The 21,638-nt window shown below is 68.4% G+C and carries 19 protein-coding genes; 5 read left to right on the top strand and 14 right to left on the bottom strand.

Annotated elements, in window-relative coordinates:
* Positions 1-95: 95 nt before the first annotated feature.
* The 8 genes from NGM06_RS19370 to NGM06_RS19335 all read right to left on the bottom strand — a co-directional run bounded on the left by NGM06_RS19370 (position 96) and on the right by NGM06_RS19335 (position 8,924).
* Entirely contained in the window at positions 96-1,052 is a 957-nt protein-coding gene (locus NGM06_RS19370) for a DUF8108 domain-containing protein (protein ID WP_254270412.1), read from the bottom strand.
* Positions 1,045-1,659, bottom strand: coding sequence for a DUF2617 family protein (locus NGM06_RS19365; RefSeq protein ID WP_254270411.1), 615 nt, complete (start codon positions 1,657-1,659; stop codon positions 1,045-1,047). The genes NGM06_RS19370 and NGM06_RS19365 overlap by 8 nt, the downstream gene beginning before the upstream one ends.
* A gap of 32 nt (positions 1,660-1,691) precedes the next feature.
* A complete protein-coding gene (locus tag NGM06_RS19360; protein WP_254270410.1) occupies positions 1,692-3,461 on the bottom strand; it encodes a spermidine synthase in 1,770 nt (589 codons plus the stop codon).
* 20 nt (positions 3,462-3,481) lie between these two features.
* Complete coding sequence (locus tag NGM06_RS19355) at positions 3,482-4,171, bottom strand: hypothetical protein (RefSeq protein ID WP_254270409.1); 690 nt, start codon at positions 4,169-4,171, stop codon at positions 3,482-3,484.
* A gap of 114 nt (positions 4,172-4,285) precedes the next feature.
* Positions 4,286-4,984 carry a hypothetical protein gene (locus NGM06_RS19350; protein ID WP_254270408.1) on the bottom strand — a complete coding sequence of 233 codons (699 nt, stop codon included), beginning with the start codon at positions 4,982-4,984 and terminating at the stop codon, positions 4,286-4,288.
* A 122-nt stretch (positions 4,985-5,106) separates the two neighbouring features.
* On the bottom strand, positions 5,107-6,276 hold the full coding sequence (locus tag NGM06_RS19345; protein ID WP_254270407.1) for an SDR family oxidoreductase: 1,170 nt from the start codon (positions 6,274-6,276) through the stop codon (positions 5,107-5,109).
* Between the two features lies 1 nt (position 6,277).
* Complete coding sequence (locus NGM06_RS19340; protein ID WP_254270406.1) at positions 6,278-7,852, bottom strand: succinic semialdehyde dehydrogenase; 1,575 nt, start codon at positions 7,850-7,852, stop codon at positions 6,278-6,280.
* Between the two features lie 97 nt (positions 7,853-7,949).
* The gene (locus NGM06_RS19335) at positions 7,950-8,924 is read right to left on the bottom strand and encodes an aldo/keto reductase (RefSeq protein WP_254270405.1); all 975 of its coding nucleotides are present in this window, start codon (positions 8,922-8,924) and stop codon (positions 7,950-7,952) included.
* 221 nt (positions 8,925-9,145) lie between these two features.
* On the opposite strand from NGM06_RS19335, the gene NGM06_RS19330 reads away from it, so the two are divergent.
* The 3 genes from NGM06_RS19330 to NGM06_RS19320 are packed head-to-tail and all read left to right on the top strand — an operon-like array spanning position 9,146 to position 11,664.
* Entirely contained in the window at positions 9,146-9,424 is a 279-nt protein-coding gene (locus tag NGM06_RS19330; RefSeq protein ID WP_254270404.1) for a DUF8044 family membrane protein, read from the top strand.
* Positions 9,421-10,620: a DUF4350 domain-containing protein gene (locus tag NGM06_RS19325; RefSeq protein ID WP_254270403.1), complete on the top strand. Its 1,200-nt coding sequence runs from the start codon at positions 9,421-9,423 to the stop codon at positions 10,618-10,620. Before NGM06_RS19330 ends, NGM06_RS19325 begins: the two co-directional genes overlap by 4 nt.
* 51 nt (positions 10,621-10,671) lie before the next feature.
* Complete coding sequence (locus NGM06_RS19320) at positions 10,672-11,664, top strand: AAA family ATPase (protein ID WP_254270402.1); 993 nt, start codon at positions 10,672-10,674, stop codon at positions 11,662-11,664.
* Between the two features lie 56 nt (positions 11,665-11,720).
* On the opposite strand, the gene NGM06_RS19315 is transcribed toward NGM06_RS19320, so the two are convergent.
* Genes NGM06_RS19315 through NGM06_RS19305 form a run of 3 tightly spaced genes read right to left on the bottom strand, consistent with a single transcriptional unit; the run spans position 11,721 to position 14,620 of the window.
* Positions 11,721-12,677 (bottom strand): DUF7982 domain-containing protein, encoded by a 957-nt coding sequence (locus NGM06_RS19315; protein WP_254270401.1) that lies wholly within the window; start codon positions 12,675-12,677, stop codon positions 11,721-11,723.
* Entirely contained in the window at positions 12,674-13,162 is a 489-nt protein-coding gene (locus NGM06_RS19310; RefSeq protein WP_254270400.1) for a DUF8163 family membrane protein, read from the bottom strand. The genes NGM06_RS19315 and NGM06_RS19310 overlap by 4 nt, the downstream gene beginning before the upstream one ends.
* A gap of 9 nt (positions 13,163-13,171) precedes the next feature.
* Positions 13,172-14,620 carry a DUF58 domain-containing protein gene (locus NGM06_RS19305; protein ID WP_254270399.1) on the bottom strand — a complete coding sequence of 483 codons (1,449 nt, stop codon included), beginning with the start codon at positions 14,618-14,620 and terminating at the stop codon, positions 13,172-13,174.
* Between the two features lie 417 nt (positions 14,621-15,037).
* Here NGM06_RS19305 and NGM06_RS19300 point away from each other — a divergent pair, with 417 nt between their 5' ends.
* Together NGM06_RS19300 and NGM06_RS19295 are read left to right on the top strand one after the other, a co-directional pair.
* Positions 15,038-17,230 (top strand): hypothetical protein, encoded by a 2,193-nt coding sequence (locus NGM06_RS19300; protein WP_254270398.1) that lies wholly within the window; start codon positions 15,038-15,040, stop codon positions 17,228-17,230.
* A 2-nt stretch (positions 17,231-17,232) separates the two neighbouring features.
* A complete protein-coding gene (locus NGM06_RS19295; RefSeq protein WP_254270397.1) occupies positions 17,233-18,357 on the top strand; it encodes a DUF1616 domain-containing protein in 1,125 nt (374 codons plus the stop codon).
* A gap of 12 nt (positions 18,358-18,369) precedes the next feature.
* On the opposite strand, the gene NGM06_RS19290 is transcribed toward NGM06_RS19295, so the two are convergent.
* From NGM06_RS19290 to NGM06_RS19280, 3 genes are all read right to left on the bottom strand, one after another.
* Positions 18,370-19,713 (bottom strand): aminotransferase class III-fold pyridoxal phosphate-dependent enzyme, encoded by a 1,344-nt coding sequence (locus NGM06_RS19290; protein WP_254270396.1) that lies wholly within the window; start codon positions 19,711-19,713, stop codon positions 18,370-18,372.
* Between the two features lie 48 nt (positions 19,714-19,761).
* Positions 19,762-20,505, bottom strand: a complete 744-nt coding sequence (locus tag NGM06_RS19285) for a cytidylyltransferase domain-containing protein (RefSeq protein WP_254270395.1) — start codon at positions 20,503-20,505, stop codon at positions 19,762-19,764.
* Positions 20,506-20,603: 98 nt separating this feature from the next.
* Positions 20,604-21,620, bottom strand: coding sequence for a Gfo/Idh/MocA family protein (locus NGM06_RS19280; protein ID WP_254270394.1), 1,017 nt, complete (start codon positions 21,618-21,620; stop codon positions 20,604-20,606).
* Positions 21,621-21,638: the final 18 nt, after the last annotated feature.

Below are 21,638 nucleotides of genomic sequence, written 5' to 3'. Positions count from 1 at the left end.
GGGGGACTGTCACACGTACCCTCATTGTTCACCCCACCGATATATAGATTAGGTGTTTCGAAACCGACCCGGCCGTCCGCGCCGAGGGTCGGCGCTCATCGCAGCACGTCCTTGCGCTCGCTCTCGGTGAGTTCGGCGTCGAAGGCGCTCCGCGAACAGTGTTCGCACTCCTTGGCGGGGTTCGTGCTGCGCTCGTAGGTCCTGATGGGGTGGCCGAACACGAACAGCGCCTCCATCTGGTGGCGCGCTACGATGGCGTCGGCGGGTTCCCCGCAGTTCGGGCACCAGTCGTCGTCGGACGGGACCTGATAGGTCACTTTCCGGCGACCGAACCCGGCCCGGTCGAACGCTTCGGCCTTGCTCGTCTCGACGAGGTCCTCGACGGGGTAGGGTTGGGCCGCGACTTCGTTGTCGAACCCGGTGTCCGCGACCACTTCACTGTCGAGGTACGGCCCGACCGTGACGGTGTTGTCGTAGCCCAGCAGGTACACCGAGACGCCGGCGCTCCGCCCCGTAATCTCTATCTCGTGGTCGTGACCCACGACGTACACGTCGATGTCGGTGCGGGTCTTCTCGACGGTGACCTCGTGGTGCGCGCCCGTGACCCGGACGCCCGCGTCGGGGTCGCTGGAACTGCCGGACTGCTTCCACCCCGTGAGCGCCACGTCGTACTCGCCGGGGTCGCGCGGCGGTTCGACCTCGTCGGCGTAGACGTTCTCCGGGCCGACGACCGAGAGGTGGCCGCCGACCGCCCCGGCCGAGACGAACACGTCCTCCGCGTCGGCGACTGCGGCGTCGCCGGTCACGCCCTCGGGTTCGGCGTAGCCGTCCTCCAAGTCGCCTCGAACGACCGTCTCCGGGTCGTCCACGTCCGCGCCGCCGCCGGTCGGACGGTGAGTGAAGACGTACTCCGGATTCCGGAGTTCGAGGTCGCCCGCCACGGAGTCGGCCCGGAGGAACACGTCCTCGGGGTCGCGGACCGCCACGGGAGCGTCTTCGTGGCCGGTGAGCGTTACGTCACCGTCGTAGGTGTCTGCGGTTTCGTCAGTCATCGTGAGTCTCCGGAGAGAGGTCGGTCGTCAATCGTTCGAGCGGGTCGGTCGAGTCTTCGGACCGCTCGGCAGTCCGAGCGGAGTGCGGTTTCTGGGGTTCGGTGGACGTTCGCGTCCGGCGGAGCGTCGTTCCCGTGTAAACTGCGAGACCGTGTTCCGGGTACGTGTGGTAGGTCTCGTACGTCGCTGATTCGGAAGCGGACGACTGCTCGGGGTCGTCGGACGGTGTGAGTTCGATAGTCGTCCACGCGTCCGGGCCGAACCGGAAGGCGGCGTCGGCCGCCTCGGAACCGGGGAACGCTTCGATGGGTCGCACCTCGGCGCTGGTCACGACGCGGACGCGGTCGTTCTCGAAGGCGAACTCCCGTTCGACGCCGCTTCGGAGGGGCGTCTCGGCGGTCGATTCGCCGGAAATCGGCTCGCACGAGCAGACCTCGTGGAAGTTCAACTCGGGGACGCCGACGTAGTGGGACGCGCCAATGACGGTCAGCGCGGCGGGTGCGCCGAGCAACTGACTCGGGACGACGCGTTTCACGTCGAACGCCTCCAGATTCGGTTCGCTGGCGGCGTACGCGAAGTGAAGTCGGCGGGTTTCGGTGGATGACATGGTCTGATGGTGGTGGTGTTCGGTCGGGACAGTCAGGTATCGACGAGGATGTCGTAGTTGGGGTGGAACAGCGAGTTGACTCTCACGCCGCGGTAGCGCGGAATGTCGCGCCACCGCAGGTCGCGGTAGCGGTCGCTGTACGTCCGAACGTAGTCGGTCGCCTCGGCCGAATCTGGCGCGGGGAACCTCGGGCGCTCCCCGGACGCGAGGACGTAGAACTGCTCGACGCGTTCGGTCTCGCCGTCGCCGTCCACGTCCTCCCACGCCCAGTACGGGACGTACTGATCGAACCCGGCCGCCCGAACCGTGTTCACGTACGCCTTGTGATGCTCGGGGAATCCGTACTGGGAGTAGCCCCACGCGACGACCGAGCCGTCGGGTTCGAGGTGTCGCCGGAGCGACCCGTAGAACTCCTTCGAGTAGAGTTTGAGCAGGTCGTCGTCGGTCGCGCCGGGGATGTCGAGCAACACGAGGTCGTAGCTCTCGTCGGTGTTCTGGAGGTACGCGTAGCCGTCGCCGACCGTGGTGTTCAGTCGGTCGTACTCGTAGGCGTCGTCGTGCCAGCGCGAGAAGAAGGACTGGTTTCTCGCGTGGCGCATGAACTCGCCGTCGAGGTCCACGTGGTCCACGCTGACGTTGTATCGTCGGAGGTGGTCGATGGCTATCCAGTCGCCGCCGCCGACGACGAGGACGTTCGTCTCGGGCGAGTTCTCGTACATCGACATCGGCACGTCGACCAGTCCCTGATGGTAGGAGTCGGCCCAACTCTCGCAGAGTTGGACCGCGGTGCCGAGTCGCAGACACTGCTCGGTCTCGCCCGAGAAGTACGGGTTCGACCCCGACCCGGTCCACGTCCGGTCGTACCGCACGACGTGCTGGTACTGAGTGGTCCACTGGCTCGTGATTTCGGCGTCCATCGCACCCCTGTCGTACTCGGACTCTATCTGCTGTTCGAGGTAGAGTTCGGTCACGCCTCGGTCCACCTGCCGGTGGTTGGCGACTGCACCCGCGTACCCGGCGGTCAGCAGCAGACAGACCGCCAACAGCGCTCCGGACTCCCGACTCACCAGTCCGCGGCGCTCGTGGGCGAACAGCCCCCACGAGCGCTCGCTGAACCGGGCGACGAAGACCAGCGCGGCCACGCAGTTCAGCAGCGCCAGTACGAAGATGGTCGGGACCAGTCCGAGCGCGGGGTAGAGGAGCTTCGCGTAGACGATTGCACCGAACAGGCCGCCGACGTAGTCCATCGCCAGCACCACCGACAGGCCGCTCCGGTCGCCCGACGTCCGCTCGACGCTCCAGAACCAGCCGAAGACGCCGATGACGACACCGTGGACTCGACCGAAGGCGCGGACGACACTCGAAGGGAGTAGCGTCCCCGACTCGTCGGTCCGTTCGACCATCCGAGTCAGCAGGGGGAGTTCGAAGCCCGAGAGGAACCCGACCGCGACGGCGGGGAGTCGGGCGGCGACCCAGACGAGTTCGGCCGGGACGGACTCCGGGATGGCGACGCTGTTCAGGCCGACGACGAGCATGAACCCGGCGGGCGCGACGGCGGCGAGGTACACCTCGGTCCGGAAGAAGTTCGACGGCGCGTCGCCCTGCAACTCGTCGGAGAGCGCCGACCCGATACCGAGGCTGAAGAAGTAGAGTCCCACGGTGATGACGTACTGAGTCACGGTGCCGCCGTACATCACCGTCAACAGCTCGGAATAGACGAACTCGTACGCGAAGCTACAGAACGAGACCACGTACGTGATGGCCAACAGCGTGAGCGTCTGGGTTCGAGAGGGGTTCGGCATAGTTCGGTGTTGAGGAGTCCTCAGATTCGGGGCGAGACCTTCCACGGGTCGGAGACGTAGTACCCCGGCGTGCCGCGTTCGATCCGGGGTTCGGCCGTGAAATCGACGCACTCCCACCCGAGGTCGCGGCCCGACTCGGTGACGACGTGCGCGCCGACGCGGTACCGGCCCCGAGAGTCGAGGTCGTGAGTCAGCGCGTCGTCGGAGTCGGTGAGTTCACCGACCGCTTCGGGACCGAAGGTCCGGTCCCAATCGACCGGTCCCGCGCCGGGGAGGGCCGGTTGGTTGAATTTGCCCCAGTGGTTGTAGAAGAACGCGACGCCGACCTCCTCGACGGTCACGTCGCGCTTGGTCACCTCCTCGCCGTGGTCGGTGTACCACTTGGCTGCGTATTCTCCGCCGTGCCACCACGCCCGGCCGTGGCGGGTCTTGGGGGCCGCCTCGAAGTCGTCGGCGTCGCCGGTCCGACCGGTCGCGCCGGGACCGTCGTCGGCCCCGGAACCGGTTGTGCTGGGACCGCTCGCGTCCGCCCGGACTCGCACCGACGGCGCGTCCTCGATTCGGATCCGGAGCGTCTTGGCGTCGGTTTCGAGTTCGGGGAGGACGAACGACTTTCGCGGCGGGGGAGTCGGGTCTCCGCCGCCGAGACAGCCAGCAAGACCGCCGACGGCGGCGAGGCCGGTTCCGGCGAGAAACTCGCGGCGTCGCATCGCGCCTACGTATTCAGGTATCATTTGTAAGCTTCGTGGTATCGGAGGGGCGTCGGTCGAGTCCGCCGAGTGGCCGGGCGGTTCGGCCGAGTCGGGCGAGGACGCTACCGGATGTCAGATTCGAGGCGAGACCTTCCACTGCTTTTCGACTTCGTATCCGGCGTCGGAACCGATCGTCTCGTCTACCTTCAGGTCCACGCACTCCCAATCGAAGTCGTGGCCGTTCTTCCCTCGGAGTTCCGCGCCGACTCGATACCAGCCGTCGGTGCCGATTTGGCAGGCCTCCGTGTCGTCGGGGTTATCGACGCGGCAGTCCCACGGGACCGGTCCCGCGCCGGGTTTGTCGTCTTTCATCGCCGCCGAACTGCCGAGGTACGCGACGCCGATAGTGGCGACGCCCACTCCGTACTTCGACACGTCGTCTCGGTGGTCCTCGTACCAGTCGTCGGCGTAGTCGCCGCCGTGCCACCACGCCCGGCCGTGGCCGGTCTTGGGTGCGCTGGTGTAGCCGCCGGTGGCGCGACCCGTGGCTCCGCGGCCGCCGCCACCGCCTTTGCCCTTCGCGCGGGCACCGCCGACGGGACTGAGACCGCCGACATCGTCGGGGTCGGCCAGCGCGTTCTGGCCGCCACCGTCGTAGCGTGACTTGACCCACGTGTTGTCTTCGAGGGCTACTCTCAGTTTCCCGCCTTTCGTCTCGATGGTCTCGAAGACGTTCGACTTTCGAGGCGGCGGGGACTTACTTCCGGTACAGCCCGCGAGGGCGGAGGCGGCGACGATGCCGGTACCGGCGATGAATTCGCGGCGTCGCATGAGTGCTGTCTTTACGTGACCGGTTTAAAGAGTTTATTGAATTAATTGTTCGCGGTGACACCACTTCGAGGCAGTCGCGACCGTCGTTCTATCCGAGTCCAGTTCGGGTCGCCGTGTCCGGCTCAGACCATCGCTTCGGTCGAAATTCCGGGGTTCTCGCGCACGAACGCGACGAGCGCGTCCACGTAGCTCTCGAACGGCGGGCAGGCGATACCGCTCCCGTGCAGGTCCCGAACCGCGTTCTGGCTGGTGTAGCTCGTGGGATGGGCGAGATAGTCCAGTACCGCGGGTTCGACGCCGAGCGCGTCCGCGAGACTCGGAACCGCTTCGAGCGAGCGCCGAGCGAGACCGACGCCGCCCGGCAGGGGAACTCTGAGAATCCGTCTGCCGGTCGCGTCACCGAAGGCCCGCATCATGTCGGCGACGGTGGGCGGACTCGGGTCGCAGAGCTGATACACCTCCCCCGCGGAGTCCTCGCGGGCGCTCAGGTAGTCGATAGCATCGACCACGAAGTCGCGAGGGACGACGTTGACCTCGTAGCTGTGCGGGTTGCCGAACGTCGCCAATACGCCGACCCCGCGGGGTTGCCGCCGGAGCAGGTTCATGACGAAGTACGGCCCGTCGTACTTCTGGGTCCGTCCCGTCTGGCTGTCGCCGACCGCGATGCCCGGACGGTAGACCGTCGCGGGCAGTCCCTCGTCCATCCGTCGCTGGACCTCGACTTCCGCCAGAAACTTCGTCTCCTCGTAGTGATTGTTGAACGACTGGCCCACGGCGAGGTCCTCGTGGGTGAACACGCCGTCGTGACGACCGCTGACGTAACAGGTGCTGACGTACTGGAACCGCCCGAGATTCGGACACCCTTCCGCGAAGTCGAGGACGTTCCGCGTCCCCTCGACGTTGACCGCTTGACCCACCTCGCGCGACACCCCGAGGTCGTACACCGCCGCGAGGTGATACACCTCCACCGCGTCGCGCTGGAGGTCGGCGTACAGGTCTCCGTTCGCGGGTTCACCGCTCGGGTCCGCGTTCGAGTCAGCGCCCGCTTCGCCCAACCCGAGGTCGGGGTCGGTGATGTCGCCCTCGTAGAGTTCGACGCGGTCCGCCCCGTCGCGGTCGCGCCCAATCTCGGCCGCCCGTCGCTCCGCGAGGTCGCGATACTTCGACTGGACCAGACACCGTATCGGCACGCCCTCGGGATACCTGTCGAGCAGGCGCGCGACCAGTTCCGAGCCGAGAAAGCCGGGGAACCCCGTCAGGAAGACCGACCGCGACTCGCCCTCGTCCGGCACGCTACCGCACCCCCGGAATCCGGGCCATCGCCCGGAACGCCAGCGTCATCACAGTCGCGTACCACTTCCTCGGGACCCCGCGGGGCGGGGCGATAGCCGCGCCGCGCTGGTGGGCGACGGTCTGGGACTCGGTGTACTTCGCGAACCCCGCTTCGCCGTGGCGGCGGCCCAACCCGGAGTCCTTCATCCCGCCCATCGGCGCGTCCACCGAGGCCCACGCCGCGGCGTAGGCGTCGTTGACGTTGACCGTCCCGCAGTCGATGCGCCGGGCGAGGTCCCGGCCGCGCGCGCCGTCTTCGGTCCAGACGCTCGCGTTCAGTCCGTAGTCGGAGTCGTTCGCCAGTCGAATCGCCTCGGCTTCGGTGTCGAAGGGTCGGACCGCCACGACCGGGCCGAACGTCTCCTCGCACCCCGCCTCCATCTCGTCGGTCACGCTCGTCAGAATCGTGGGTTCGTAGAAGTACGGTCCGAGGTCCGGGCGCGCTCGACCCCCGGTGAGAACGTCCGCGCCCTTCTCGACGGCGTCTTCGACGTGGCGCTCGACGGTTTCGAGTTGGTCGGGTCCCACGAGCGACCCCACTTCGGGCCCGTAGTCGTAGGCGGGCCGGAGGTCGAGACCCCTCGTCCGCCGGACGAAGCGGTCGAGGAACTCGTCGTACACCTCGCGCTGTACGTAGAGGCGCTCGAAGGAGATGCAGAGCTGTCCCGCGTTGGTGAAACACCCCCGAACCGCGCCCTCGACCGCCCGGTCGATGTCGGCGTCGCCGAGGAAGACCATCGGGTTCTTGCCGCCGAGTTCGAGCGAGCAGTCGGTCAGGTTCGCGCCCGCCCGGCGGGCCACCTCGCGGCCGGTCTCGGTGCTCCCGGTGAAGCAGACGAAGTCGGTCCCGTCTACGACCGCGCCGCCCGCCTCGCTTCCGCGTCCAGTCACGACCTGAAACGCGTCGTCGGGGAGTCCGGCCTCTCGCAGCAGGTCGCGGAGGACGAGCGCGGTGTAGGGGGTCTCGCTCGCGGGCTTGCAGACCACGGCGTTGCCAGCGAGCAGCGCCGGTATCGCGTCCGACACGGCCAGCGTGAGGGGGTAGTTCCACGGCGAGACCACCCCGACCACGCCGACCGGGCGGCGGTGAACGGTGGTCCGGGTGAGCAGCGGGACCGCTCCCTTCCGGCGCGACGGTTCGAGGTAGTCCGCCGCCCGGTAGGCGTAGTAGCGCGCTGTGGTCGCCACGTCCAGCACCTCCTCGAAGGCGTCGATGCGGGACTTCCCGCTTTCCAGTTGAGTCACGTCGAGCAACTCGTCGCGCCGGTCCAACACGAGGTCGTGGAACCGCCGGACGATGGCCGCGCGTTCGGCCGCGTCTCGGTCGGCCCACGCGCTCTGGGCGGCCCGTGCGCGCTCGACCGACGCGCTCACGTCGGCGGGAGTACAGGCGGGAACCGTTCCGATTCGGTCGCCCGTGTACGGCGCTTCGACGGGAATCGCGGGTCGGTCGGCCTCGGTTCGGACCGAAGTCGCGAGCCGAGAGAACCGGTCTCGGGGGACGCCGTCCGGAACCGCGTCCGAGTAACTCGACATGGGACGACGGTACGGACGAGATTCCCATGAGTGTTCGGACACGACCGGAAACTCCACGAGAGTGGTACCGAACGTGAGCGAGGAGTTCGCCGACGGTTCAGTCGTGGCCGGACGCTTCGACCGGTTCGTACGGTTCCTCCAGATACGCCATATCGCTGGCCGAGAGGTCGATGTCGAGTGCTTCCACCGCGTCCTCCAGATGCTCGACGCTGGTGGTGCCGACGATGGGCGCGTCCACCCAGTCCTTGTGGAGGAGCCACGCGAGCGAAATCTGGGCCATCGTCACGCCCTCGTCGGCGGCGAGTTCCTGCACGCGCTCGTTTATCTCCTTTCCGCCGCCCTCCCGGTACGGATGCTCGTACATGTGTTCCTCGGACTCGCCCCGCGTCGTCGCGTCGATGTCCTCGTGCGGGCGGGTGAGGTAGCCGCGAGCGAGCGGACTCCACGGCATCACGCCGACGTTCTCCCGGTCGCAGAGCGGGAGCATCTCGCGCTCCTCCTCGCGGTAGACGAGGTTGTAGTGGTTCTGCATCGTCTGGAACCGTTCGAGTCCGAGTCGGTCGCTGGTGTGGAGCGCGTCGGCGAACTGGTAGGCCCACATCGAGGACGCGCCGACGTGGCGGACCGTCCCCCGGCGCACCGCGTCGTCCAGCGCGCGAAGGGTCTGTTCGATGGGGGTGTCGTAGTCCCACCGGTGAATCTGGTACAGGTCGACGGTGTCCATCCCCAGTCGGTCGAGGCTGTTCTCCAACTCCTGTTCGAGGGCCTTCCGCGACAGGCCGCCGGAGTTGGGGTCCTCGTCGTCCATCTGGAAGTAGGCCTTCGTCGCGACCACGCTCTCGTCGCGGCGGCCTTCGAGGGCGTCGCCCAACACGCGCTCGCTCTCGCCGTTCGAGTACATGTTGGCGGTGTCGAAGAAGTTGATGCCGAGGTCGATTGCGCGCTCGATTATCTCCTCGCCCTCCTCGGGGTCGAGGACCCACGGCCGCCAGTCGCTCGACCCGAAACTCATACAGCCGAGACAGATTCGACTGACCTCCATGCCCGTGTCGCCGAGCGTCGTGTACTCCATGCGCCGATAGTCGCTCGGCGAGCGTAAAAAGGTCCGTCAGGCGGCAGGGGGTTCGGGATTCGCGCGAGCGTCGGGACGACACTCTCCCGACAGATAAGCGGTGCCTACCTCATTCTCACGCCACACCCCGGTCAACACCGCGACGAACTCGGTTGTCGATGCCGAGAACGGCCCGAAGAACGGGCGGTAACTTCAATGGAGAAGCCGTGGAAGTGGGTCCAATGGCTACCCCGCGTCGCTGGCGGTTCGTCTACGGGCAGACGGCGTGGATGCTCGCGGCGGTCCTCGTCCTCGCAGTCGTCGATGCGCTCTCGCTTCGCGTATTTCTGGTCGCGTCGCTGGTCGGGTTCCTCGTGATGATGGAGTTCACCGCGCCGTTCGACGTGACCCCGGCGTGGCGCAGGCGACTCAAGTGGTTCGTCCTGCTCGGTCTGCTCGTCTTCGCGTACGTCCTCGGCAGGCGCATCCTCGAACTCATGCCGGAGGGAGCGATGCCGTGACCGACGACGACGCGTGGTCGTTCGACCCGTACGACATCGACTGGCCGCGCGCGCTCCTCGTCGCGCTCGTCGTCGCAGTCGCCGCCGCGGGCGTGACGGGGGCCGCCACCTCGGACGCCGCGTTCGGCGCGTACAACTACGGGTGGGACGGCGCGTCGGAACTCCGGACGCAAGCCGAGGCGGTCGGCGCGGAGGTCAGCGTCGTCCGGAACACCCGGGACTACGATTCCGTCGCGCCGAGCGACTCCGTAGCGGTGGTCCTCTCGCCCGACGACGCCTACAGCCCCGAGGAGACGGCGCGCGTCGCCGAGTTCGTGGACCGCGGCGGGACGCTCGTCGTCGCCGCAGACGTCGGTCGGAACGCCAACCCGCTGCTGGCCGCGGTGGGGACCAGCGCCCGCATCGACGGGACGCCGGTCCGCGACGAGCGACACAACTACCGGACGGCGTCGCTCCCGGTGGCGACGAACAGTTCCGACCACCCGCTCGTGGGGAACGTGTCGGCGCTCACGCTGAACTACGGGACCGTCGTGCGACCCGGCGGCGCGACCGTTCTGGTCAACACCTCCGAGTACGCCTACCTCGACCGGAACCGGAACGGGACGCTCGACTCGTCCGAGACGCCCGAGCGCCGTCCCGTGGCGACGGTCGAACGAGTCGGTGCGGGCCGGGTCGTGGTCGTGAGCGACCCCAGCGTGTTCGTCAACGCGATGCTGGACCGGTCGGACAACCGGGCGTTCGCTCGGTCGCTGTTCGCCACCGGCGACCGCGTTCTCCTCGACTACTCCCACTCGGCGGGGGTGCCGCCGCTCGTCGCGACCGTCCTCGACCTCCGGGCCTCGCCGCTCGCGCAGGTCGCGGTCGGCGCGTTCGGACTGGCGCTCGTCGGCGTCTGGACGCGGTCGGGCGAGTTGCCTTCCCGATTGACGCGGGGGAATCGGTCCCGGTCGGGACTGGCGGGTCGGCTTTCGGCCCGCATCCGCGGCGAGTCGGCGTCGGACGGTCGGTCGCCGACGCTCTCCACCGACGAGGTGGTGGCCGCGGTCGAGCGTCGCCACCCCGAGTGGAGCGACGACCGGGTGCGCCGAGTCGCCCGCCGACTCGACCGCGGTGCGGGTGACCCGAATCACTCCGGCAGAGGGTCGAGAGCCGACGAATCGAGCGACTCGCCCGAGTCCCGAGACGGCCGGAAATAGGCCGTTACTGGCAAAAGATGTATCATCGGCCGTCTCGACAGTATTCCGAGAATGACTGACCCGGCGGAACTCTATCAGGCGGTCGCCGAGGAGACCAGTCGCGTCCTCGTGGGCAACGACGACGCGGTCGAACTACTTACTATCGCGCTCCTGACCGACGGTCACGTCATCCTCGAAGGCGTTCCGGGCGTCGCCAAGACGACTATCGCGCGCCTGTTCGCCTCCGCCATCGACTTGGAGTACAACCGGATTCAGATGATGCCGGACGTCCTCCCCGCCGACGTGACGGGGACCCACGTCTACCGGGAGTCGACCGGCGAGTTCCAACTCCAACGCGGTCCCATCTTCGCCAACGTCGTGATGGTTGACGAGATAAACCGCGCGACGCCGAAGACCCAGAGCGCGCTGCTGGAGGCCATGCAGGAGGGGCAAGTCACTATCGAGGGCGACACCCACCAGCTCCCGACGCCGTTCATCGTCGTCGCGACCCAGAACCCCATCGAGATGGAGGGCACCTTCGAACTCCCGAAGGCCCAGCGCGACCGGTTCCAGTTCAAACTCGACATCGACATCCCCGACCGGGACGACGAGCGAACTATCCTCGACCGGTTCGAGCGCGACCCCGACCTCACCGCCGAGGACGTGGAGTCGGTCGTCTCGGTCGAGGACCTGTACGAAGCCACCGACGCAGTTCGAGACGTTCACGTCGCCGAGTCGGTTCGCGAGTACCTCCTCGACGTGGTGGCCGGGACCCGGTCGAACCCCCAGATAGCGTACGGCGCGTCGCCGCGCGCGACGCTGGCGTTCCTCCACGCGAGCAAGGCGCGGGCCGCCATCCGGGGCCGGGACTACGTCATCCCCGACGACGTGAAGGCGCTCGCGCGACCGACGCTGGTCCACCGACTCGTGCTGGAAGCCGACACCGAACTCGCGGACGTGTCGCCCGAGCACGTCGTGGACGACGTTCTCGACGGCGTGGAACCGCCGGGGAGCGAGACCGAGGTCGAACCCGCCCGACCGGCGAGCACCGACACCACTGACTGACGCGCCCTCCTCCGCGACCGACGCCGTCCTCTGGTATTTTGTCTACCGGGAACTCGCTACGCCTCGTCGGGCGGACGCCAGCGACACGTCACGAGGTACTCGTACCCGTCGTCACTCGCTCGAACCGCCTCGACTTCCACTGGTCGGGCGAGTCCGCGCGCGAGACCGACCGCGAGGACCGACGGAATCGGATGGTCGAAGCGGTCCGCGCGGCCGAACGCGCTCCCCGAGACGCCGAACGTGACTCGCCGCTCGTCGGCGTCGGCGCTCACGCTCTCCGCGAGTTCGAACTGCTGGACCACGCCCTCTGCGAGTTGGTCGGCCAGCGTCTCGGGGTCGTCGGCCAGCGAGGACGACAGCGCGCGCTCGAACGCATCGACCAGCGACTCGCCGGTCGGTTCGAACGCGACGCCGCGGCGGTTCCCCTCGTCGGTGACGAACGTCCGCGAGAGCGCCTCCCGGTCGGGCAGTTCGTAGTCGGCCCGTTGCGGGACGAACACGCGCGACGAGCGCGTCCGTCCTTCTGACGGAGGGACGTAGACGGTGGCGTCGGCGAGACCCAACTCCGCGCGAATCGCGGTCCGGGTCTCCGCGAGCGCGTCGTAGACGCTCTCTCCGACGTCCGCCGGGAGGAAGCGCTCGGGCGTCAGGAAGTACGTCAGCACGCCTGCGAACAGTCCCGTCCCGCCGAGCGCGAACAGCACCTCCCTGCTCGGCGGGAGCGCGAGTCCGCCGACGATTGCCACCGCCCCCACGGCGAACAGACCGAGCGCGGTGCGGCGGTGTCGCGCCCGCTTCGACCGGGCGTACTCGCGCCGGAGTCGCTCGTTCTCCTCCTCCAGTACCGCGACCCGCGCACGGAGTCGTTCGGTCTCCGACTCGTCGGCGACTGCCCCGTCGTCCGGGTCATCGTTCGGAGTGTCGGAAGGCAGCGATTCAGAACTCGGAGACCCGGCGTTCGGGGACTCGGACCCCGCCGATTCCGAGTCCCGAGAGTTCGTCCGCCCGCTCACGCGTCGGCCTCCACGAGGTCGAGTACCACGAGTTCGTAGCGGTGGAGACCGTACGCGACGAGCGCCACCGCCGCGCCGACTGCCAGCGCCGCGGGCCAGAGTTCGCCGGTCACGTCTCGGACGCCCGCACCGACGCCGACCAGACCGGCGCTGGCGACGACGAACGCCCCGACCGTCCGGAGCGGTGCCCACCGGTTCGCGGGAACCGCGAGGAAGCCGAACAGTCCGACCTGTGCGACCGCCAGTTCGAGACCGGTCGGGTCGGGGGCGAACGCCGCGAACAGAATCTGGCCGAAAGCGAAGGCGTAGACGGGTCCCGCGAGCGCCCACGCTCCGGCGACGAGTGCGCCCGCGGCGAGACCCGCGCTATCCGTCCCGATACCGGCGACCAGTGCGCCCGCCGCGAGGAGCGCGGCGACGCCGGTCGCCCTCGTTCGCGTTTCGACTTCACCCGGCCGTTCCGTCGGTGGTAGGTTCGCTGTCATGGTTGTGAACTACGGCTCGGCCCTGCGTCGGCGGTCGTCGAGAACGGCGTCCACCCGGTCGCCCGGCCCGACCTCGAAGGCGGTCACGCGGTCGAGGCGTTCGAGTCGGCGGCGGAACTCCTCGAACTCCAGATACCGGGCGTAGCCCCGCTCGAAGTCGGCCAGTCCGCCCGGTTCGAAGAGGACGCTCGGCGCGACGAACACCAGCACGTGACTCCCGCCCCGTTGCAGGAGTTTGACGGTTTCGACCGTCTCGACGGGGTCGGTATCGTCGGTGAACAGCACGTTCAGGTCCGCGGACCTGAACCGCGAGCGAGCGACCCGGACGGTCTCTGCCAGCGGGTGGTCGCCCAACTGCGAGACGTAGCGGTCGGCGGCCTCGAAGTACGGCCGGAGCGTCGTCGCGTACTCGCTCGCGTCGCCGTCGAGGTCGTCGGCCCGCCGTCGGGCGGTCGCCGGGGTCACGCTCAGGTCCGAACCGCCGACCGCCGCGGTCGCGGTCGATTCGCGTATCGCTCGCCGGACCTCCTCGTACCGCCGGTCCTCGCGCTCGGGACCGAGGAGTTCGGTCGGTCCCTCGTCGCCGACCGCGTAGAGTCCGACGGGGTCCTCGCGCTCTCGGGCGTTCCGCGCGACGGCCAGTGCCACCTGCCGGAGGTAGTCGAGTTTAGTCGCGCCGTCGGGTCCCTGCCCGAGCGAGGCCCGGTGGTCGAACACCAGCGCGGTCGCGTGTCTCGACTGGCTCTCGTACTCCCGGACGTACGGTTCGCCCATCCGAGCGGTCGTCTTCCAGTCGATGTTCCGGGCGGGGTCGCCGGTGACGTACTTACGCAGTTCCGCGAATTCGAGTCCGCTCTCGGTCCGCCGACCCGAGCGGTCGCCGTCGGTCGCCAGCACCCGCTCGCCTCGCTCGCCGCCCTCGCCGACGTGGACGTCGCGCGGTCGGCGGGGGTCCACGGAAACCGTCGCCTCGGGACCGTGCGGGAACCGCTGGCTGAACAGGCCTCCGGGGTCCGCCGCGGTTACCGTCGGCGCGTCGAACGCGTGGTCCCCGGCGACCGGCGACTCGTAGGTGTCGGTCCGCCGCGCCGAACTTTCGCCGCGCGGGAGCCTGAGAACTGGGGCGTCGGTCCGGTCGCCGCCCGCGACGCGTCGCATCGAGACCGGCGGGCGCGACTCCACGCGGAGCGAGAGCGCCGAAGGACCGGCGAGTCGCGCTCCGAGAGTGACCGGCACCGGCTGGTCCGTGAGCGTCGTCCCGCGGTCGGGGTCCTGCTCGATTCGCAGGTCCGACCGCACCGCCGCCGAGGCCCGGACGAAGTCGAACTGCCGGGAGAGCAGCCATCCGCCGATACCCGCGGCTCCCGCGAGGAGGACGGGCCGGTCGAGGGTGACGGCCGAGAGCGCGAGCAACGCGCCGACGACGGCCACCCCCCAGTAGCGTCGCTCGGCTCGCACGACGGGACCTAACTTCGCCGTCGGCATTGAATATATCGGTCGTTCGTTCGGTAACGTCCGGATACGGCGGTCTAAGCGCCGTCTGTTTCACCGACCACCCGTCGGCGTCTTCTCGCTGGCTCGGGGTCGCGGTACGGTGCTGTGTATGAAGACGCCAGTACAGTCCGACTAATTCACCGATAACGGCGGTCCCGAAGCGGGTCGCAGTGTTCGGAGCGTCCGGGAGAGCGTCCGATAGACGACGACCGGTCCCTCAGAGCCGCTCCCACCCTGCAGTTCTCTCCGCGCGGTTCCGCCGGGAGAGAAACAGTCATCTTCAATAAAACGGTCGTGGTTTTTATTCTATCTGCGGCCCGTTCGTCCGCCCAGAGCAGTCGAATACACGCCGCCATGAGAGACCTACCACAGAGACTCTGCGTGCGAGGTGACCGTATAGCGGTCGCTCTCGTCGCCGCGACGCTGGTCGTCGGTCTCCTCGCGGGTGGCGTCGCCGTCGAATCGGGGTCGGGCGGCGAAGTCGGCGAAACGGGGGCGACGGCGTCACCTCCGGGGGATTCTGCACCACCACCGGACGACGGCCAGTCGGGCAACAACTCCACGGTCCGGCAGGTGAACCCCTCGAACGTCGAGGAGAGCGAGGGTCTCGGGAGCGTGGAGGCGTGGCTCGCCGGGAAACTCGGAAGACGCTTCGAGCGCAGTTCGAAGCAGTTGGAGAAGGGCGAGTACGCGGACGCCAAGAAGGTCGTCGGCGAGCAGTATCAGGAGGAGTACGAGCGGTACTCCGATATCACCGACGAGATGGAAGGCGGGTCGGCGAACGTCAGCGCGCTCGAACGCGCCCGGAAGCAGCAACAGGCGTTCCTGACGGCGGTGAGGAAGTACGAGCGCACGTACGACCGCTATCGGGCCGTCCGCGAGAACGGGAGCGAGCGCCGTGCTCGACGACTCGCGCGGGAACTCCGGGGCATCTCGAACCGGGTCCACCGCCGCGGCGACTCGCTGCTGGCGAGTTACCGGACGGCCGCGAACGTGACCGACACCGACTTCGCGGAGAGTCGCCGCATCGTCGCCAACCGCACGGCCAACGTCACCGCCCGCCAGCAGGAGGTCGAGCGGGAGTCGTTCGTGCGGACCGAACTGACCGTCGGCGCGAACGGCGACCGGACCGCGTCGTTCACCGACCCGCTGGTCGTCACCGGCCGACTCCGGGCGGCTAACGGAACGCCGGTGGCGAACCGGACGGCGACGTTCCGCGTCGGCGAGACCAACGTCACCGCGCGCACCGACGCCACCGGCGAGTTCCGCCTCGAATACCGACCCGCGTCCCTCTCGCCGGACGCCTCCGCGGTCCGCGTCCGGTTCGTCCCCGACAACCGGTCGGTCTATCGGACTTCGAACGCGTCGGTTCCGGCGGAAATCCGACAGGTCGAACCGACCGTTCGCCTCACCCAGACCCCCGACAGCGTCGCCTCGAACCGAACCGTCACAGTGCGGGGGAACGTGACGGTGAACGGGACGCCGGTGCCGGGCGTGCCGGTCCGACTCACCGCGAGCGACGAGCATCTCGGCAACGCCATCACGGGCGAGAACGGTGCGTTCGTCGTCTCGGGCCGGTTCCCCACCGCCGTCACCGCCAACCGGAGTACGGTCGAGGTCTCGCTCCCGCTTCGGAACGCCGCGCTCGCCCCCGCGAACGCGACGACGACCGTCCCCGTCGAGCGCGTCGATACCGCGGTTTCGCTGAACGCGACTCGAAACGGGACGACGCTCCGTGCGGCGGGCAGACTCACCACCGAGGACGGCGAACCGCTCGCGGGCCGAGCGATTCACGTCGAGTTGGACGGGAACGAGGCCCTCGTGGTAGCCGAAACCGACAACGCGGGGCGCTACGACGTGCGAGTCGAGATTCCGGAGTCCGCGCGCGAGGACGGGAACGTCACCGCCGCCGCGTCGTTCGACGGGAATCGCGGGCTACGGCCGGCGCGGAGCGCCGAGACGCTCGCGGTTCCCACGCCGAGTGGACCCGATTCGACGCTGGAAGCCGCGGTCCGCGGCGTCGCGTCCGCGCCGTGGTGGGCGCTCCTGCTCGTCGGGTGCGGGGTCGCGCTGTCGGGATACGCGCTCGCGGGACGCTTCCGGCCCGGCCGCGACGAATCCGACCACGGGGACGGACGGGCCGGGACCGAGCGCGAGAACGATTCGGACGCCGACTCAGGGGCCGGGGCGGTCAGCGAGACCCGCACGGAACTCCTCTCGCTCGCCCGACAGCAACTCGACCGCGACGACCCCGACGCCGCGGTCAACACGGCGTACGCCGCGGTCCGTCGGAGGCTCACGACCGAGTTCGAGGACGACCGCCCGGTCACCCACGCCGAACTCTACGCCCGCTGTCGGGACGCCGGTCTGCCCGACGACCAACTCGACGCGCTCCGCCGCGTGACGCAGGCCTACGAGCGGGCGCGCTTCTCCTCTCGGGGACTCTCGACCGAGACCGCGGCGGCGGCGCTCAACGCGGGGTCCGCGCTGGTCGAGGAGACCGAGAGGGCAACAGACTGGCGGCAGACTGAGAGGGGCATGGACGCCGGACCGACCGGGAGGGGAACGGACTGACCATGGACCGCCGAACCCTCCGACTGCTGGTCCCGCGGCCGGTTCGACGCTTTCCCGCGGACCTCGCAGTCGTGCTCGCGCTCGACGCGGCGACCTGTCTCGTCGTCTTCCTGCCGGTCCTCGCGGACACGCCGCTCCGCATCGGTCTGGGACTGGCGTTCGCACTCCTCGCGCCCGGATACGCGCTCACGGCGGCGTTGTTCCCGGAGCGCGGCCCCGCCGACCGCGAAGACGCTGGACCGGCGAATCTCGACCGGAAGGACGCCGAGTCCACCGATTCGGAATCCCCCGAGAGCGCGACGGAGGACGGGAGGTTTCTCTCCGGCGTCCGACGCCTCCGTGCCATCGGTGGCTGGGAACGCCTCGCGCTGTCGCTGGGTCTGAGTCTCGCCGTCGTCCCGCTGCTCGGCGTGGTGCTCAACTTCACGCCGGTCGGCGTCCGACTCGTCCCCATCGTGGTCTCGGTCGGCGCGTTCACGGCAGCGGCGACGGTCGTCGCCGCCGTGCGCCGGTGGAATCTCCCGCCGCGGGACCGATTCCGCGTCCCGTACCGGGACTGGTACGACACGGCCCGGACCGGTCTCTTCGCGGGCGAGACCCGCACCGACCGCCTGCTGAACGTCGCGCTCGCGGTGTCGATGATACTGGCGCTCGGGAGCGTCGGGTACGCGGTCACGTCGGCCGAACGCGGCGAGCAGTACACCGAGTTCTACCTGCTCTCGTCCACCGGCGACGGACAACTGACCGCGGAGGAGTACCCGACCGAGTTCGTCCGCGGGGAGAGCAAGCGACTGACCGTCGGCGTCACCAACCACGAGGGCGAGCGCACCAACTACACCGTGGTCGTGGAACTCCAGCGCGTCGCGGGTAACGGGAGCGCGAACGCCACGGTGGTCGAACGGCGGGACCTCCACCGATTCCGGACCGTCCTCGGGCCGAACGAGACGTGGCAGCACCGCCACACCGTGACGCCGACGATGACCGGGCCGAACCTCCGACTCCAGTACCTGCTGTATCGGGGCGAACCACCCGCCGACCCCCGCGTGGCGAACGCCTACGAGGAGACCCACCTCTGGGTGAACGTCACCGAGTCCCGGAGCGAGGCCGTCGGGCCTGTCGGAACCTGAGTACCGGCGCGCTCAGTTCAGTCGCTCGAACTTGGTGTGGGCCACCGGCCCGTTCAGCCGTTCGCGGACGCTCCCCTCCTCAAGCGCGGCGGCCACCGACGCGAACGCGTCGTCGGCCGCGTCCAGATACGCTTCGACCATCGGTTCGGTGTGCGCGTAACTCGTGTAGACGGCGTTCCCGGCGAGGTATCCGCGGTCGAGCATCTCCTGCGTGAACAGGGTCTTGGCCGCCTGCCCCTCGTCGTGTTTCACGACGAACTTCGTGAGCGGTGCCAGTCCCTTCGTCGCTATCTCGACGCCGTGGTCCTCGGCCAAGTCCTCCCACCCGCGGGTGACCTGCTCGCCGACGCTCACGAGGTGGTCGTGGACGTTCTCCGAGCGGAACTTCCGGAGCGTGGCGAGGGCCGCGCTCGGTCCGACGCGTTCGGTCCAGTACGTGCTGCTCAGGAAACTCTCCTCGGCCTCGTCCATCACGCGCTCGCGACCGACGACCGCCGCGATGGGATAGCCGTTCCCCATCGCCTTCCCGTAGACGGCGACATCCGGTTCGAGGTCCAGCGCGGCGTGGTACCCGCCGGGAGTGGCCCGGAATCCCGAGGTAATCTCGTCCACCACGAGCGGTGCGTCTTCCTCGTCTGCGATTTCCCGGACGCGCTCCAGAAAGCCGTCACGCGGGTCCTCGTTCCGTATCGGCTCCATCACTATCGCGCCGAGGTCGTTCTCCCGCGCGATTCGCTCCAGTTCCTCGATTTCGTTGTAGTGGAACGGTTTGCTCGTCCCTTCGAGGCTCTCGGGGACGCCGTTCGGGTCGAGACCCGGCAACAAGTGGCCTTCGAGGTTCTCGTCGGTCTCCAGATTCGCCGCGAGGTACCAGTCGTGCCAGCCGTGATAGCCGCAGAAGGCGACGGTCTCCTCGCCCGAGTACGCCCGCGCCAGTCGGACCGCCATCGCCATCGCCTCCCCGCCCGGTCGGCCGAACCGGACCATGTCGGCCCACGGGTGCATCTCGACGAGTTCCTCGGCGAGTTCCACCTCCTGCGGGCAGTTCAGCGTGGCCATCACCCCTTCGTCGATGGCCCGTCTGGCGCTGGCGTCCACATCCTCGTCTCCGTATCCGAGGACGCACGCTCCGATTCCCATGAAGCTCATATCCACGTACTCGTTGCCGTCCAAGTCGGTGACGCGCGCCCCCTCGGCCTCGCTGTAGTAGGCGGGCCACTGGTCGGGAGCCATCATCTCCGCCCGCTTCGAGAGGAGTTGGGTCCCGCCGGGGATGAGTTCCTTCGCGCGTTCGTACCGCTCGTGGGTCTTCTCGCGGCGAGCGCGTCTCCCCGAGCTATCAGGCCGGTCAGACATACCGTCAGTATCGACAATGTTCGTAATAACTGTTCGTGCCGGACCGGGTCAGCGGTCCTCGTTGACGTCCCGCAGCGCCGGTTCGCGTTCGAGCAGTTCGAAGACCGACTGCTGGTCGAAGAGCCAGTGGCCGCGCTCGGTCAGGCGGTCGTACACCGCCCGGACGAACTCCAAGTCCGCCGGGTAATCGACAGTCCATCGGAGAATCGTGTCCTCGTCGGTGAACTCGTACATCGACGTGTCCACCACGTTCTCGACGTTCTGCGAACTGAACTCGTCGGACTCGCGCAGGTAGTAGGTGACGTGTTCGCGCTCCGCCGGGTCGTCGGCCTCGTTCCACGCGCGTTCGAGCGCCTCGTACCCGAACACCTCCACGTCGAGTCCGTCCGGGTGGGTGTACTCCAGCGTGTTGGTCACGTAGTCGGCCTCGCCGTTCTCGTACGTCCGGACGACCCGGTCGAGTACCGGCGGCGACAGGAACGGACAGTCGCCCGTGATGCGGACGACCACGTCGGCGTCGGTATCGGTCGCCGTCTCGTAGTAGCGGTCCAGCACGTCCTCCTCGCTCCCCCGATTGTATGTGATACCCCGCTCCTCGCAGAACTCCGCGACCGCGTCGTCCTGCGACTCGGTGGACGTGGCGACGACCACGTCGTCGACGAGCGACGCGCTCCGCGCTCGCTCGTGGACGTGCCACAGCATCGGTTCGTCGCCGATGTCCGCCAGAACCTTCTCGGGGAGGCGTGTCGAACCCATCCGGGCTTGGACGATTGCGACGGTCCTGTCTCGCATGTCGGAGCCACGACGTAGCGCCCCTTGAGTATTCACAGCGTACGGTCGCAGAATCGCGCGACCGGGCCCGCCGTAGAGGATTCGTTTCCGAAGTCACCTCACAGTCGGACGTGCCGACCGGTCTCCGCCGACTCCTTCGCCGCGAGCGCCAGTTCGAGGTCGGCACGGCCTTCGGTGAGGGGCGTCCGCGTCTCGCGGTGCTTCGCCACGCACCGGAGGAAGTGTTCCATCTCGTCGCGGTACATCCGGTTCACCTCCCAGTCGTCGCCCCACGCCGCTTCCTCGACCCACGACTCGCGTCGAGGGTCGTAGCGTCGGACCGCCGACTCCTCCCACTCCCACCTGACGGTCCCGCGCTCGCCGACGACGTGACACGACCGACTGTACGCGCGCTGGACGAAGTCGAGGTGAATCTCGCAGAGCGTCCCGTCCTCGAACCGAGCGACGATGCTCGCGGTGTCCTCGGTCTCTATCTCAAGCGAACTCTCCCGGCCGAGCATCGCCGTGACCGTCTCCACTTCGCCGAACAGCCATCGAGCGTAGTTCAGTTCGTGGACGAAATCCAGCACCGCTCCGCCGACCCCCTCCTTCGCGGAGTACAGGTCCCGGTAGTCCTCCTCGGGATGCCACTCCGGGAGGTACGACCCCGCTTCGATGCGGGCCGAGACGACGTTCCCGACGCGTCCGTCGGTCACGAGTTCCCGAATCGTCTCGACTGCCGGGTGGAACCGGAAGTTCGACCCGACCATCGTCACGAGGTCGCGGTCCCGGACCTCGTCGAGGAGTTCGCCGACTCCCTCGATGTCGTTCGACAGCGGCTTTTCCACGAACAGGTGTGAGTCCGCACGGGCGGCCGCCAGCGCGGGTTCGACGTGGTGGTTCGACGGCGTGGCGACGACGGTCACGTCCGGCCCGTCCGCCAGTGCGGCGTCCAGCGAACTCGGTGCCGACGCGTCCACCTCGGACGCGAGATGCGTCCGGCGCGCCTCGTCGAGGTCGAACACCGAGAGTTCGAGGCCCAGTTCGGACAGGTTCCGCGCGTGACGCGACCCGATGGACCCGCACCCGACTATCAGTGCCGAGACACACTCGTCCCCGGCAGGCGGTCCACTCATCGTTCGCCGTCGGCAGCA

It is taken from the genome of Halorussus aquaticus (genome assembly GCF_024218795.1).
In the GTDB taxonomy this organism is placed as follows: Archaea; Halobacteriota; Halobacteria; order Halobacteriales; family Haladaptataceae; genus Halorussus; species Halorussus aquaticus.
Note: the sequence above shows the minus strand (reverse complement) of the source record. Positions and strands in the feature narration are given on the sequence as shown.